The organism is Embleya sp. L77, assembly GCF_055557415.1.
Map to the genome: position 1 here is coordinate 2,499,754 of NZ_CM145710.1, position 14,423 is coordinate 2,514,176.

Genomic DNA, 14,423 nt, shown 5'->3' on the forward strand with positions numbered 1-14,423 from the left:
ATGTGACGGTGGGTGGTGGGTGCTTGACGCGGCGCCGGGGGGCTGTGAGCGTTTCGAGCGCTCGGGCGACGAAAACGGCTCGTGTGGTGGGCTGTTCGTCCCGGACGGTGGGGGCGGCGGCAGTCGGATTCGTGGTCGGGGTCCGCCTTCGATCCGAGGAGCCTCGATGCATCGCAGAACGCTGACGTTCGGGACCGTCCTGGGCGTCCTGGTCGGCCTGTTGATCGGCACGACCGCCCCATCGGGCGCGGCCCGACCACGGCCTGTCCTCGCGGCCGACTCCCGGGCCACGGCCATCGCCGCGGCCGACCGGGCGATGACCGGCCCGACCACCCCGACCGGTTCGCCCGGTTCGCCCGGTGAGCGCTACGTGCGGCAGAGCGTGTCGGCCTGGGTCGGCGACACCTACTCGATCTCCTACGCGCGCACCTATCGCGGCCTACCCGTGGTCGGCGGAGACGCCGCGGTGCTTGCCGACGGCAGCGGCCGGGTGCAGGCCGTGCAGACGGCCGACGTCGTGCGCATCGACGTGCCGACCCGGCCGGCCGTGGAATGGCCCGCGGCCGAGCGCACCGCTCGGACGCGGCTGCGCGTGGTCGATCGGGTCGACAGCCATCGCCTGGTGGTGCGGGTCGACGCGAACGCGGCGCGACTGGCCTGGGAGGCCGTCCTGGTCGGGCGCACCGATTCCGCGCCGAGCAGGCTGCACGTCTACGTGGACGCGTCGACCGGTGCCGTACTCGACTCCGTCGACGAGGTGCGTGCCGGGGCCGGTCACGGTGCGTGGAACGGTCCCGATCCGATCACCATCGACACGCTGCACTCCGGCTCCACGTACTCGCTGCGCGACCCGCTCCGGGTGAACCTGAGCTGTGCGAAATACGGCGGTGGTGGTGTGTTCAGCAAGCCCGTCGACGACTGGGGCAACGGAAACCCCACCAACATCGAGACCGGCTGCGTGGACGCCATGTGGGCCGCGCAGAAGCAGTTCGACATGCTCCGCACCTGGCTCGGCCGCAACGGGCAGAACGGCAACGGCGGCGCCTGGCCGCTCCAGGTCGGCCTGAACGACGTCCGGCTCCACTGGGACGGCACCAGGGTCGTGATCGGCCACAACACGAACAACCAGTGGCTGACTTCGATGGACATGGTGGGCCACGAGTACGGGCACGCCATCGACCGGATGTCCCCGGCCTGGCCGTTCACGGAACCGGGCCTGGCCGAGGGGTTCGCGGACATCATGGGCACCCTGACCGAGGCATATGCCAACGAGCCGGCGCCGTTCGACACCCCGGACTACACGATCGGCGAGACGATCGACCTCCTCGGGAGCGGACCGCTGCGCTTCATGTACGACCCGTCGCTGCGCGGAGACGCGAACTGCTACAGCTCGGCGATCCCGACCATGGACGAATACCGGGCCGCGGGCGTGTTCAACCACTGGTTCTACCTGCTCGCGGAGGGCTCCAACCCCGGCGGGGGCAAGCCCGTCAGCCCGACCTGCATCCCCACCTCGGTCACCGGCGTGGGCATCCGGATGGCCGCCAAGGTCGTCTACCAGGGCCTGATGTTCCGGGCCGGCGGTACGAACTACCGCCAGGAGCGCAGGCAGACCCTGTACGCGGCCAAGGCCCTGGACCCCACCTGCGACGTCTTCCGCAAGACCAGGGCCGCCTGGGACGCGGTCGCCGTCCCGGCCGTGGCCGGCGAACCGACCTGCACCTGAACCGATTCCGCGCCGCGACTGCCGAACTGCCGACCGTCCGCCGCGCCGGAACGCCCGCCCGCCGCCGCATCGAAGGAGGCGGCGGCGGGCGGGCAACCCGGCCCGGCCGGACCGACACCCGCGCAGCCGGCCCACCCCGAGGCCGGACCACGACGACGCACCGGCGGACCTCGCGTTTCCGCCCCGTCGGAGCGCCCCCTACGGGATGTCCTGTTCCGCCCAGACGATCTTGCCGTTGGGGGTCCGGCAGGAACCCCAGCCCCGACACAGCATGTTGATCAATTGCAGGCCCCGGCCGCCCTCGTCGCTCAGCGAGGAGTGTTGGATCTGAGGGAGATCCGGGCCGGTGTCGGAGACCTCGACGACCAGGCGATCGTGCCGCAGCAGGCGCAGTTGGCCCGGTGCGATGCCGTAGCGCAGCGCGTTCCCGACCAGTTCGCTGACCACGAGTTCGGTGACGTCCGAGAGATCGCTCAGCTCCCACACGTCGAGCTGCTCCCGGACCAGCTTGCGGGCCACCCCCGCCGCGGAGCCGCTCGCGGGCAGGTCCCAGGTGTGCAAGTCGGTGCCCAGCAAGGGTTCTTCGGTGGCGGCGACGAGCACGACGGCCTCGTCGAAGCGGGTCCCGCCGCCGGGCGCGAGGTCGCCGAGCGCACCGGAGTCCAGCCCGACCGGCCCCATCCCGGCGGCCAGGGCGCGCAGTCGGGCCAGTTGTACGTCGATGTCCTCGGTGCGCGACTTGACCAGCCCGTCGGTGTAGAGCACCAGTCGGCTGCCCGGCGGGACGGTCAACCGCAGCGGATCGTAGGGGATGACGCCGGCACCGATCGGCGCACCGACCGGCACGTCCACGAACGACGCCTTCCCGTCCGGAGTGACCAACAGCGGCGGTGGGTGGCCGGCGCTGACCAGGGTGTAACTGGCCTCGGCCGGGTCGTAGACGGCGCACAGACAGGTGGCGACCTGGTCGTCCTCCAGGTCGCGGGCGGCCAAGTCCAGGCGGGCGAGCATGCGTTCGGGCGTCAGATCCAGGGCCATCAGGGTGCGCGCGACGGCGCGCAGTACGCCGGTGGTGGCCGCCGCCGACATGCCGTGGCTCATCACGTCCCCCACCACGAGGGCGGTCCGCCCGCCCGGCAGCGGTGCCACGTCGAACCAGTCACCGCCCACCCCGAGCGGATCGGCGGTCGGGATGTATCGGGAGGCCACCTCCAGGCCCGGCGTGCGCGGCGTGACCCGGGGGAGCAGATTGCGTTGGAGCCGGGCCACGTGCTCGCGCTCGCGCCCGTACAGCCGGGCGTTGTCCATGTCCACCGCGGCCTTGGAGGCCAACTGCACGGCCAGGGCCAGGTCCGCCTCGGTGAAGCCGGGCCGACCGCCCGCGCGGATGAAGTCGGCATGGCCCAGGAGCACTCCACGGGCGATCAGCGGCACCATCAGGTACGTGTGCACGCCGGCCTGACGCAGCTTGGCGGCGGCACTGGGGGTGGGCGCCAACTCCTCGTAGTCGTCCGGTCCGAACCTGCCGATGAGCAGCGGTCGGCCGTCGGCCAAGGCGCGGGTGAAGCGGGAGTCCCGGTCCGGGGCGGACGTGGACAGCTCGCCCACCTCGTCGGGTTCCAGGTCGGCGAGTCGTTCGATCGCCGCCACGGCCATCGCCCGACGGACCGGTCTGCCCCGGCCGCGTGGCCGTTGGCCCTCCTCGCCCTGGAGCACCGACTCCAGGAGATCGACGGCGGCGGCGTCGGCCAGGCGGGGAACGGTGAAGTCGGCCAGCTCCTGTGCGGTGGTCTTCAGGTCGAGGGTGGTGCCGATCCGCAGGCTCGCCTCGTTGAGCCAGTTGAGCTGATCGCGGGTGGCACGGGTGGCGCGGCTTCGGGGGATCGGTCCCTGCGACGTCGCCGCACTGCGTCGACGCACATGTCTCCGACCCTGACCGCCGTCCACTCTCCCGCTCACCCGCACCTCTTCCCTCGGCACCGGATCGTCGCACGCGACGCTGCCGTCCGTAGACCGTCGCGACCCACTCTATGAGCGGTTCGGTCGGCTGACGTGTGGGATGCGACTGTACCCGCGCCGTGTTGCGATTGCATGGAATCGATCGAGGTCGAGGGCCGGATCGAGGGCCCCCCGCGACGTCGACGACGATTGCCGGCCATTCCCGAACCGGCCCCGACCACGCACCGGCCGACGCGGGACGGGAGCGCCGGGTCCGGTGCGAGCGAACCGGACCGGATGGTTCCGCGATGGGCACGGCAGTGCGCGTGTCCTGGGCGGATGATGGGCCACGCGCCGAACCCGCGGCCGACGACCACTGGATGTCGACCCGGGTGGCGAAACGGCCGCCGTCGGCCGGACCCGAACCGGCATCCGAACGCCGCCGCCCCGCGACCTCGGGTCGCGGGGCGGCGGCGGGGGGAACAGGCGGGCGGACTCAGGCCGTTGCCGGGCGTCGGCGGCGGATCACCCACGTGCCGACCCCGAGGACCACGGCACCGGCCGCACTCCCCGGCAGGACCAGATCGGACGCGGCGAACCCACCGTCGTGGGTGTCGGCGGCGGGAGCTCCGTTCGATGTGAAGCCGCCCACCTTGCCGGATCGTCGGTAGTCCGAGCCGGGCAGCTTGTCGCCGTATCGGCCGTGCACGAGTTGCCGATACGCGGCCACGGTGGTGCCGTTCGCGCCGACCGACTCCCGGGCGGCGGGGTTCAGCGGCAGAACCCGGCCGTCCCGCACGTGATACCAGGCGGCGATCTGCGGTTCGGTGAACACCGGGTCACCGGCCGCCTGCCGGGCGTAGCCGACCTCGTCGGCTCCGGAGAGCACGTTGGTGACGCGCCACGCCCGCGTGTTCCGGTCGCGGACCGTCCACACCGTCGCCTCGACTCCGGCCGCCGAACGGGCCTCGGTGGCCAGATACGCGAAGTCGGCGACCGGCGCGGACGTCCTCCCGCGGACGAAGTCCGCGTTGAGCGAGTAGACCGGGACCGGAGCGCCCACGAGTTGCGGGGCCTGTGCCGCGGCGGCCTCGGGGGCGACCTTCGACTGTACGACGGCACCGGATCGGCCCGCGGTGCGCTGGTCGAGGTGGACGAAGAACGCGGCCAGTCGGCTCGTGGTCGCAGGGGCGGCCAGCGTCTGCTGGGCCGCGCTGCGGTCGGCGGCGGTGGGCGCGTCGCCGCCGACGAGGGCGGCGTTGTCGGATGCGGAGCCGGCCGGGGCGGCCGACGCCGTCGGGGCCAGGAACAACAACGCGCCGACACCGACGGCCGCGAGCGCGCCGCCGCCGCGACGCAGGGTGCGCGAGCGTACGGTCCGGGGCCGGAGGGGGTGCGAAACACTCTGGGGGGAAGGGTGGTTGTCGGTCATCACGCTCACGCCTCTCCGTACAGGGATTCGGCCCACTGGAACTCGTAGTTGCTGACGTACGAGTCGTAATCCATCTCGCCGTAGCGCGGGCTGGCGGGCCACGGGTCCGCGTACATCAACGTGCCGTAGTCCGAGTCGTAGCCGTACAGGACGTTCGCGTGGCCGCCGCCCGAGGTCCAGTAGATGCCGACCTCGATCGGCGAGTTGGCGTCGATCGAGGAGGCGACCGTGCCGAAGTCCAACGTGCCGGTGATCCGGCCGGGGGTCAGGCCCAGGCGGGTCCAGGCCCGTTGTACATCGCTGAGTTCGCCGGGCTGGTTGGGGCAGGGGTATCCGGCGGGCAGACCTCGGGCGTAGTCGCAGAAGGTGTTCTGGCTGGTGCTCAGCCCGCGACCGAGATAGCGGGCCACGGACAGGCCGGTACCGGCCCAGCACCACTGATTCTGGACCTGCGTCAGTTCGGTGAAGGCCAGTTGCGCCGAGCCGTAGGCGGCGTGCGATGCGGCCGGGGCGTCCGGCGTCACCTTGAGCGGCGCGGCGACGGACGGCTTCGTGGCAGCCGTCGGGGTGCCGGTTGCCGACGCGGTGCCGGCCATGGGCGCAGCCAGGCAGAGAGCGGCGGTCACACCGGCACACACGCTCCGCCAACGCCGAGGCGGGGCGGGTGATTCGGCTGCGGCGGGTCGGGACGTACCGCGATTCCGCAGAATCATCGTGTCTCCTTCTCGTCCGGCACCTGGGACGCCGGACGGAGATCGAGGGGACGCGACCGGCGAGGGCACACCACGCACGGGACGGAGCACGCGGTGTCGGACAACCCGGACGACATGGGCGACATGGCAGGCACGGCACGACGTCCGGGTTGCGGAGGAAGCCCCTCGCCGGCCGGCGGAGGGACATGTGCAACGTTGATCCACCCGACGGCGACCGGGAACCCCCCGACCACAAAGCAGGGGGTTTCCCGGTGGCCCCCTGCTCGGGTCGAGGCGGCGGGCGGCGGGCGGCGGGCGGTGGGTAGGGGGGTGCCGGGGCGGTGGGTGGCCGGGTGGTGCGTACGTCTGCCGGGCCGGCGCGGGGCCGTTCGGGAAGTGCGTGAGTCGCCGGGCTGCTCGGAAGGTGCATCCGTCGTCGGGTCGGCGAGGTGCTCGGGGCGCTGGGGGGCATTCGGTGCGCCCGGGTGGTGCGTTCAGGCCGTCGGGGCCGCGTCGTACCCGGGTGGTCGTTGGGCCCGTGCCTCGTAGCCGGGTGGTGCGTTCAGTCCGTTGGGGGCCTTCGGCGTTGCCCCCGTGGTGCGTTCGGGCCGTCGGGCCTGTGGGGCGTGCCCGGGTGGCCCGTTCAGGCCGTCGGATCCGGTTCGCCGGATGCGCCGAGGGAGAGCCTGATCAGGTCGGCGCGGGAGCGGATGCCGAGTTTGCGGTATACCCGGGTCAGGGTGGACTCGACCGTCTTGGCGGACAGGAACAGGCGCGTGGCGATCTCGCGATTGGTCGCGCCGTCGCCGACCAGTTCCGCCACGCGGTGCTCCGCGGGCGTCAACGCACGCGATCGCGCCTCGTCGGACGGGTCCCCCGGCTCGGAATCGTCCACCCGGGTGAGGCGGGCGAGTTCGGCCCGGGCCTGGTCGAGCCAGGGACGTGCGGCCGCCTCCGCGAACGCCGCCTCCGCCGCCCGCCACGAGGCCAGCGCAGCGGCCGGATGCCGCCGCCGCAACTCCACCGCGCCCAGCGCCAGCAGGTCGCGGCCGTGTTCGACGGGCAGGCCGAGTTCGTGGTGCCGCGCGGCGGTCTCGCGCAGACACGTGGCCGCGCCCACCAGATCACCGGACTCGCCGCGCACCATCGCGTCCGCTCGGGCCAGCGACGCCGCCGCCCCGTCCCGGCCCAACCGCAGTGCGGTGTCCCGCACTTCGTCCACGACCGCACGGGCCTGAGCATGGTCGCCCAGCGCCACCAGCGCCTCGGCCAGGTCCACCGACCACGGGATGGCCGCCGGATCGACGATGCCGCGCCGCGCGGCGATGGCGCGGGCCCGGCTCAGACAGCCCACGGCGCCGACCGGATCGCGCAGGCGCCGCTGGATCTGGCCCAGGACGCACAACGCGAGCGGCAGGTATACCTGCTCCTGGTCGGCCCGCGCCGCGCGCACCCCCTCGCGGGCCAACTCCGCGCCGCGTTCGAGGTCCCCGCCCGCGGCCTCCGCGACCGCCGCCGCGTAGTACACCTGGCCGAGATAGGCGCCCATGTCCCGGGCCAGGCCCAACACCTCGTGGGCGCCGGCCATCGCTCGATCGATGCGCCCGGCCCGCACGTCTACGTCGATCCTTCCGCAGAGCACGAAGACTCGTTCCTCCGCGTCGTCGGACTCCTCGGCCCGGCGCAACATCCGATCGAGTTCGGCGCCGGCGTCGACGAGGCGGTCGGCGAAGAAGTCGAGCCGGGCCTTGACCGCCCGGGGCCCGGCGTGGCGTCCGGTGGGCCCCGCGTCCTGCGGGCGGGCCAACGCGCGGGTGAGCGGGTCGCGCGCGTCCGGGCGACCCTGGAGGGTGCCCACGAACGCCTGGAGGGCGAGCGCCACCTGCTCGGTGGTCAGGTCCTCGGCCTGCCGCGCGAGCGCCGCGGCACGTGCCGCCTCGGCCCAGGCGACGGCGGAATCGCCGTCGCTGATATGGGCCTTGCAGGCCCGCAGGTAGTGCAGTCGGGCCCGGCCGCACAGGTCGTCGCCGACCTGGGCGAAGGCCTCGGCGAACACCTCGTCCAGGTCGTGCAGGGCCTGGTTGGCCGCGTTGATGATCTGGATGCAGGCCCGGACCCGTTGCCCGGGGGTGGAGCCGAACGTGAACACCCGGTGCGCCAGTTCCCGCGCGAGCTCGTAGTCGGCCGCCGCATACGCGTGACCGGCGCCGTCGAGGCAACGTTCGCAACGGCGGTCCGCGTGTTCGTCGGGGGTTCGGGCCACGGCGAGTCGGGCCAGCGCCGCGGCCTCCTCGGGCATGCCCCTGCGGCGAGCCTGCGCGGCGGCGGCCATCAGCGTCGCGGCGACCCGCTCGTCGGGCCACGGAGAGGCCAACGCCAGGTGCCGGGCCCGGTCGATCGGCTCGCCCGACAACTCGGCGAGCGCGGCGTGCGCGGCCCGGCGCTCCTGCGGTGAGCCGTCGGCGTACAGCGCGGCGGCGAACAGCGGGTGGGTGAACCGGAGTTGCCCGCCCTCCTCGCACACGTCGAGGATGCCGGCGGCGGCTGCGCCGGCCACGGTACGCCGGACGAGTTCGGCGCTCGCCTGCTCGCTCGTGGCGGTCGGGGCGTCGAGCGCGCGGTAGGCCAGGCCGGCTGCGGCGCGCAGCAGTGCGATGGTGGGTCTCGCGGTGGAGCCGACCAGCAGGAGCAGCCAACGGGCCTCGGGAGGCAGCCCTTCCAGGCGCGCGGTGAGCAGTCGGCGCAGCCGGTCGGGTACCGGCAACGGTTGGTCCCGGGCCGGGAGGTGCGGCAACCGGCGCAGCGCACGGTCGAGTTCGAGCGCGTACATCGGGTTGCCCGCGCTCGCCTCGTACACCTGCCTGCTCAGCCAGTGCGGAAGCGGCCGGTGCTCGCCGTCCTCGGGGTCGTGGCCGTGCGCGTGTGCGACGCGGTGACGGTCGAGGAGGTCGCGGGTCTCCGGCAGGCCCAGCGGCGGCAGTTCGAGTTCGAAGGGGGTGCCCGGGCAGAACCGGGTGCCGTGTACCGGGCCGGCGGGCGGATCCGCGGTCTCGGCGACGACGACGCGCACCCGGGCCGGGTCCAGCCGCCGGGCGGCGAAGGCCAGCACCTCGGCGCCGGCCACGTCCACCCACTGCGCACCGTCGATCCCGACGAGTATCGGGCCGCGCGCGGACAGCGTGCGCAGCACCGCGAGTACGCCCAGGCGCAGGGCAAGCGGGTCCGGGCCGCCCGGCGCGGGCGGTTCGCGACACAGCACGACGCGGAGCGCGGAGCGCTGTGGTGCGGGCAGTGTCCGGAGCACCTCGTCGTCGACCGGGCCGAGCAGGTCGGCCAGCGAGGAGAAGGGCACCTCACGATCGGCGGCCGCGGGTTCGGTGACCAGTACGACCGCCTTGGGATCGCCCGTGTCGAGGAGCGAGCGCAGCAGGAAGGTCTTGCCGATCCCGCTCGGGCCGTGCAGCACGACGCCGCCGTCGGCGAGTCGGCGCCGGACCAGGAGCATCAGGTCGTGCCGCGTGGGATCGGTGTGCGCCACGAGCGGTCCTCACCGTGCCGAATGCGGTTCTCTCGAATCGAGAGCGTGGAGCGGGCCGCGACTCATCGTCACGCCACGACGGGGCGACGTCAATGGGCCGGCTCGGATCGGCGTGCTCCGGCGACGGCACCCGATCGAGGTGCAATCCGCGGGTCGCACCCCGGCGCGCGGCACCTGCGCCAATGGGAGCCGACCACCGAGCCGGGATCGGGGCCGGGCGGAGGCGGAGCCGGGGCGGAGGCGGGAGCCGGGTACGGGGCCGGCTCGCGCCCCCGACCCGACTCCGGCCGTACGGAGCCGGTCAGCCGCCGAGTTGGGACCTGACCTTGTCGATCTGGCCCTGGACGAGGTGGTCCGGGAAGGTGGGCGGGGTCGTGGTGCCGTCCTCGCCGGTCGCCCGCAACTGCACTACGGTCGTGCCGACTCGGGCGACGGCCTGGGTGAACGGCGCGGTGGCGCCCTGGACCCGCAACATCGAGGAGATCTCGACGCTGCCCGGGCCGTACGCGTCGATCCGGACGCCGAGCACCTGGTACTCGACCGTGCCGCGGTCGACGTCGAAGGTGAACCGCTTGCAGGTCTTGGCCGCCGCGAGGTAGGTGGACCACTGGCTGTCGAGCAGGTCGAGTGGGTAGCTGCTCAGGACGAGATCGGTGTCGGGCTGGGCGACCCCTTGCGGGTCGGTGCCGCCGACGAGCTCGCGTTCGATCGCGGCGACGCTGGTTCGACGCTGGCCGATCAGCGGCTGACACCGGGGATCGGAGGCGGTCGGCGTCTCGATCTCCTCGGGCGCGGCGGTCTTCTTGATCGTCAATCCGGCCGGGAGTTCCTGGGCGTTCAGCAGCGCGGTGGTCAATTGTGCCTTCGTCGCCGGTGCCTTGGCCTGCGGCGCCTTCGGATTCGCGGACGTGTCGGTGGGCCGGTCGGCGGGCGGCTTGGTGCCGGCCGTCCCGGGGGCACTCGGTGTGGCGTCGCCGGATGTGCTCGGCTGGGTCGAGGAGACCTTCGGATTCGCCTTGTCGGCGTCGCCGCCGTCGGACTCGCAGGCGCTGAGCCCCGCGACCAGGACGAGTGCGGTGAGCGGCAGCGCGGCGCGCCGTACGGATCGACGGACCATGCGTGTGGACTTGACGGAGTTTCGCACCGTGTTCCCCCCGGATTCGGTGTTCGGACGAAGACGGGCCGCGGACCTGGTCCCCCCGGACCGCTCCACGTGCGAAACGCCCTGCGGCGGCCCGTCGTCCCAGGAAGCTAGCCGCCGGAGCGGGCCCCGGCTTCCGCTGTTACCTGTTCCGGACAGACTCGGGACCACGCCCGGAAGTGTCACCGCTCGATTCCCCTTTGTGCGCGGCAGCAGGATCGGCCGGCGGCGCGTGTGGTGTCGCCTGTCGGTGGGGTGCGTCGCCGGTGCGCGGGGGCACGCCGAAGGCGGTCAGGACGGTGTCGATGTAGGCGGACGCGTCGTCGTCGGGGGCCGCGTCGACCCGGCGCAGCGCGGCCGTGCCCAGGTAGACGGCGTAGGCCGCGGTGGCGATGTGCCGGGCCTGCTCGGGGGTCTGGCCGCATTCGACGAGGGTGTCGCGGATCGCGGCCAGGCGTCGACGGGTGACCCGCTCGGCCACCTCGCGCACGGCGGGTTGGTCGGATTCGACGAGCAGCAGCAGGGCGAGCGAGCTGCCCTGCGTGGATGCGAACGCGTGGTGGATGAGCACGCGCAGTCGGTCGGCCGGGTCGGGGACCGCGGCGAGCCGGGGCAGGACCTCCTCGGTCTGCACCAGCTCCCACCGTTCGAGGGCGGCGGCGAGGAGTGCTTCCCGGTTGTCGAAGAGCCAGTAGAAGCTCGACTTGGACGCCTGGAGCCGGGCGGCGACGGGCTCGACCGCGACCGCGGCCGATCCGCCCTCGGTGAGTGCGGTCAGCGCCGCGGCGGCCCAGTCGTCGCGGGTCAGTCGGGCGGTACGCGGCATGGGAACCCCTTGCTGTGATCGGCGCTGCGTTCGGTGCGTGTTCGGTGCGTGTTCGGCCGGGTGTTCGGCGGGTGTGTTGGCGGGTGTTCGGCGGGTTCGACGCCGCCGTCCGTCTCGTGTCCGAGTCCGCGCCCCGTCGGTTCTGGACGGTGCCGTATAGTCTAGGTCTGTACGGCACCGTACAGAACGGGAGAGTCGTGATGATCAACACTCATCGGCGCACCGTCGCCGCGTCCCCCGAGCGGGTGTGGGAAGTCCTCGCCCGGGTCGGCAGCCCGGGCGACCGGCTCTTCCCCCGGGAGTGGGGCAGCGTCGAGGCGCCCGAGGGACTTCGACCCGGCGCGCCCCTCCACCATCGGGGCATGCACTGCCGGATCGAGGCCGTCGAACCCGAACGCCGGTTGCGGATCGCCTTTCCCCCGGAGCACGGCGGCGAGCACGGCTTCACCCTCACCCGAGCACCCGGCGGCGGAACCACGGTCACCCACACCCTGCACACCCGCCCGCGCGGCACCGACCGCGTGCTCTGGCACCTGGCCGTCGGGCCGATACACAACGCGGTGATCGACGCCGTCCTCGACAACCTCGAACGCACCGCCGGCGACGGCACCCTCGCCCGGACCGGGCAGCACCGGCACCGCTACGCCCACCTGTTGCGCAAGGTCGCGAGGCGCAGCCGGAAGCGCGCCGCGAAGGTCGGCGGCGCACCCGACTCGGCGCTGCAACGGCTGCTCCCCGTCTACGACTTCCGCAGCGATCAGCAGCGCCGCGTGCACGCCGATCCGGAACGGGTCTGGGCGGCCCTGGAGTCCCTCACCCCGGACGAACTCCCGATCACCCGCGCGCTGCTGCGCCTGCGCTCGGCCGGCCGACCCCGAGGCATGGCCGCCCCGCTTGCCGACGACGGCCCGATCCCCACCCTGGTTCGCGAGGAGGGCCGCGAGGTGGTCTGCGGCAAGGTCAGCCAACCCTGGCATCTGCGCCCGATCACCGCGCCGATCCCGGCCCGCGACCCGGACGCGTTCGCCGCATTCGCAGATCCCGGCTGGGTCAAGGCGGCGATGAGCATCCGCGTCGAACCGGACGGCGACGCCACCGTGCTGTCCGCGGAGACCAGGGTCAGGGCCACCGATGCCGCGGCACGCCGGATCTTCGCGCGGTACTGGCTGTTCATCCGGATAGGCGGCGCCGGCTTCATCCGCCTGGAGATGCTCCGCGCCGTGGCCCGTCGCGCGGAACAGGCCGCCCCGGCGTGAACCCCGGGCCGCCGAACCGGAGTCGGAGTCGGGGCGGGCCGCGCCGGAACGGGCTTGAACCGGGGCCCCGGCCGGCCGACACTGTACGGTCCGCCGGGCCGCGAACCCCGATCCGCAAACCGCGAACGGCGCAGGTCGCGGCCGGTCGGGGGCGGGCTCCGTCGCCCGCCCTCGACCACACCGACTACGGACGCACGTACGGCCGGGTCATGATCTCCATGTTGTGGCCGTTCGGGTCCTCGAAGTACGCGCCGCGGCCGCCGAAGAGGTCGTTGATCCCGCCGGGCCGGGTGTGGTGTGGATCGGCGTAGTAGGTGACCCCGAGCGCCTCCAGGCGGGCGATCATGCCGTCGAACTGCTCGTCCGGCACCAGGAATGCGTAGTGCTGGGACTGGATCGGTTCGTCGGTCTTCTCGTAGTAGTCGAGCGTCACGCCGTTGCCGAGTTCGACGGGCACGAACGGCCCGAACGGGGCGCCGACCTCCAGCCCCAGGATCGTGGCGAAGAACTCGGCCGCCGCCTGCCGCTCCTTGGCGTAGATGGCGGTGTGGTTCAACTGAACGGTGGTTATCGGGAGTTGCGGTTGCTGCTGCTGGGCGTGCGGCATCGTCGGGAGCCTCTCCAGGTCTCGTGAATACGTGTCTCGTAAATCCGTGCGGACGGGCGCCGCATGAGGGCGCCGGAAGCGAGGAGACGGAGAGGGAAGGGCGGGGCTCTGGCCCGCCTCGGACTCACGCCGAGACCGGGTGCCTCACTCGTGAATGGCCCATGGCCGACCCGGCAGTCACCCGACCGACGTTAGCGCCGGGACCGCCCGGAGGCAACCATCGGGTCCTCGGTCGCGTCCCGCCACGCCACGCCGGTTGATTCGCCCGATTTGTCGCGCGAGCGGGCTACATTGGCCCGGAGGAGGCGGATCTTCGCAGCGGACCAGGCGCCCGGAGATCCGACGTCGACGTTGCCCAGACTGCTGTTCGCCACCAAGGATCCGGTCGGCCGACGGCTGATGGTGCTCGGGCTGCTCCGCGGCACGTTCACCACGGCCCTGTTGCTGGTCCTGTACTACGTGCTTCCGTTGGACCGTCGACTCGACCTCGTCGCCGGCCTCGGGCTCGCCGCCGGGCTGTTGGTGTTCGGCGGCATCGTGGCCTGGCAGATCGATGCGATCATGCGCGCCGACCGGCCACGACTGCGGGCCGTCGAGGCGCTGTCCGTCTCGCTGCCGTTCCTTCTGGTGCTCTTCGCCGCGACGTACTACCTGATCGGGTCGGACCGTGCGGACGCCTTCACCGAAACGTTGAGCCGTACCGACGCGCTCTATTTCACGATCACCGTATTCTCGACGGTCGGCTTCGGCGACATCGCGCCGTCGTCGGAGGTCGCGCGGGTGGTGGCGATGATCCAGATGCTGGTGAACCTGGTCGTGCTGGGCGTGATCGGGCGGGTCGTCCTGGGTGCCGTGCAGATCGGCCTGCGCAGACGATCGAGCACACCGAGGCCCGACATCGACGGCACCACCGACACCGCCGACGCCCCCGACTCCGATCCGCCGGGCACGTTCTCGGATCCGACCCGGCCCGACGGATAGCGGATCGGCACCCGGCCGTCCCGGCGACCACCGGGCGCGCCGGGTGGGCGCACCGCGCGGCCGGCGAGCGGGCCCGGCGCGCGGGGCTCGACACACGACGGATCACCGGACGGCACCCGGGGCGTTGCCCGGGTTTCCAGGCGCCGCATGGGCGGTTTACGAACGTAAATCGAACCCGTCGAACGCGTTGCGTTCGTTACTTCCGACCGGCTTCCTTCCGTGTGTCGGCCATTCCGGAAAGATCTCGACCGGCACAAGATGGTGCCCGTCGTTTCCGGCTCGTCGG

At 72.8% G+C, this 14,423-nt stretch carries 10 protein-coding genes; 3 read left to right on the forward strand and 7 right to left on the reverse strand.

The features are described from left to right. Nucleotides 1-166 precede the first annotated feature (166 nt). Nucleotides 167-1,726, forward strand: a complete 1,560-nt coding sequence (locus ACZOOI_RS40675; RefSeq protein WP_465281847.1) for a M4 family metallopeptidase — start codon at nucleotides 167-169, stop codon at nucleotides 1,724-1,726. 198 nt (nucleotides 1,727-1,924) lie between these two features. Here the strand turns inward: ACZOOI_RS40675 and ACZOOI_RS40680 are convergent, their stop codons facing one another. From ACZOOI_RS40680 to ACZOOI_RS40705, 6 genes are all read right to left on the reverse strand, one after another. Beyond that, nucleotides 1,925-3,646: an ATP-binding SpoIIE family protein phosphatase gene (locus ACZOOI_RS40680; RefSeq protein ID WP_465281848.1), complete on the reverse strand. Its 1,722-nt coding sequence runs from the start codon at nucleotides 3,644-3,646 to the stop codon at nucleotides 1,925-1,927. A 514-nt stretch (nucleotides 3,647-4,160) separates the two neighbouring features. Continuing rightward, complete coding sequence (locus ACZOOI_RS40685) at nucleotides 4,161-5,096, reverse strand: hypothetical protein (RefSeq protein WP_465284147.1); 936 nt, start codon at nucleotides 5,094-5,096, stop codon at nucleotides 4,161-4,163. Nucleotides 5,097-5,101: 5 nt separating this feature from the next. Further along, nucleotides 5,102-5,722 (reverse strand): papain-like cysteine protease family protein, encoded by a 621-nt coding sequence (locus ACZOOI_RS40690; RefSeq protein WP_465281849.1) that lies wholly within the window; start codon nucleotides 5,720-5,722, stop codon nucleotides 5,102-5,104. A 709-nt stretch (nucleotides 5,723-6,431) separates the two neighbouring features. Beyond that, nucleotides 6,432-9,326 (reverse strand): helix-turn-helix transcriptional regulator, encoded by a 2,895-nt coding sequence (locus ACZOOI_RS40695; RefSeq protein WP_465281850.1) that lies wholly within the window; start codon nucleotides 9,324-9,326, stop codon nucleotides 6,432-6,434. A 301-nt stretch (nucleotides 9,327-9,627) separates the two neighbouring features. Beyond that, a complete protein-coding gene (locus ACZOOI_RS40700; protein WP_465281851.1) occupies nucleotides 9,628-10,443 on the reverse strand; it encodes a hypothetical protein in 816 nt (271 codons plus the stop codon). 166 nt (nucleotides 10,444-10,609) lie between these two features. Then, complete coding sequence (locus ACZOOI_RS40705; protein ID WP_465281852.1) at nucleotides 10,610-11,293, reverse strand: TetR/AcrR family transcriptional regulator; 684 nt, start codon at nucleotides 11,291-11,293, stop codon at nucleotides 10,610-10,612. 200 nt (nucleotides 11,294-11,493) lie between these two features. On the opposite strand from ACZOOI_RS40705, the gene ACZOOI_RS40710 reads away from it, so the two are divergent. Further along, complete coding sequence (locus tag ACZOOI_RS40710; protein ID WP_465281853.1) at nucleotides 11,494-12,549, forward strand: SRPBCC family protein; 1,056 nt, start codon at nucleotides 11,494-11,496, stop codon at nucleotides 12,547-12,549. Between the two features lie 184 nt (nucleotides 12,550-12,733). Here the strand turns inward: ACZOOI_RS40710 and ACZOOI_RS40715 are convergent, their stop codons facing one another. After that, nucleotides 12,734-13,156, reverse strand: coding sequence for a VOC family protein (locus tag ACZOOI_RS40715; RefSeq protein WP_465281854.1), 423 nt, complete (start codon nucleotides 13,154-13,156; stop codon nucleotides 12,734-12,736). A gap of 351 nt (nucleotides 13,157-13,507) precedes the next feature. Between ACZOOI_RS40715 and ACZOOI_RS40720 the strand changes: the two genes are divergently transcribed. Continuing rightward, nucleotides 13,508-14,137 (forward strand): potassium channel family protein, encoded by a 630-nt coding sequence (locus ACZOOI_RS40720; RefSeq protein ID WP_465281855.1) that lies wholly within the window; start codon nucleotides 13,508-13,510, stop codon nucleotides 14,135-14,137. Nucleotides 14,138-14,423: the final 286 nt, after the last annotated feature.

Bases quoted from the DNA above. Each gene is read 5' to 3' on its own strand.
- ACZOOI_RS40705 (WP_465281852.1), bottom strand. From the start codon at position 11,293: ATGCCGCGTACCGCCCGACTGACCCGCGACGACTGGGCCGCCGCGGCG.
- ACZOOI_RS40700 (WP_465281851.1), bottom strand. From the start codon at position 10,443: ATGGTCCGTCGATCCGTACGGCGCGCCGCGCTGCCGCTCACCGCACTC.
- ACZOOI_RS40675 (WP_465281847.1), top strand. From the start codon at position 167: ATGCATCGCAGAACGCTGACGTTCGGGACCGTCCTGGGCGTCCTGGTC.
- ACZOOI_RS40715 (WP_465281854.1), bottom strand. From the start codon at position 13,156: ATGCCGCACGCCCAGCAGCAGCAACCGCAACTCCCGATAACCACCGTT.
- ACZOOI_RS40710 (WP_465281853.1), top strand. From the start codon at position 11,494: ATGATCAACACTCATCGGCGCACCGTCGCCGCGTCCCCCGAGCGGGTG.
- ACZOOI_RS40685 (WP_465284147.1), bottom strand. From the start codon at position 5,096: ATGACCGACAACCACCCTTCCCCCCAGAGTGTTTCGCACCCCCTCCGG.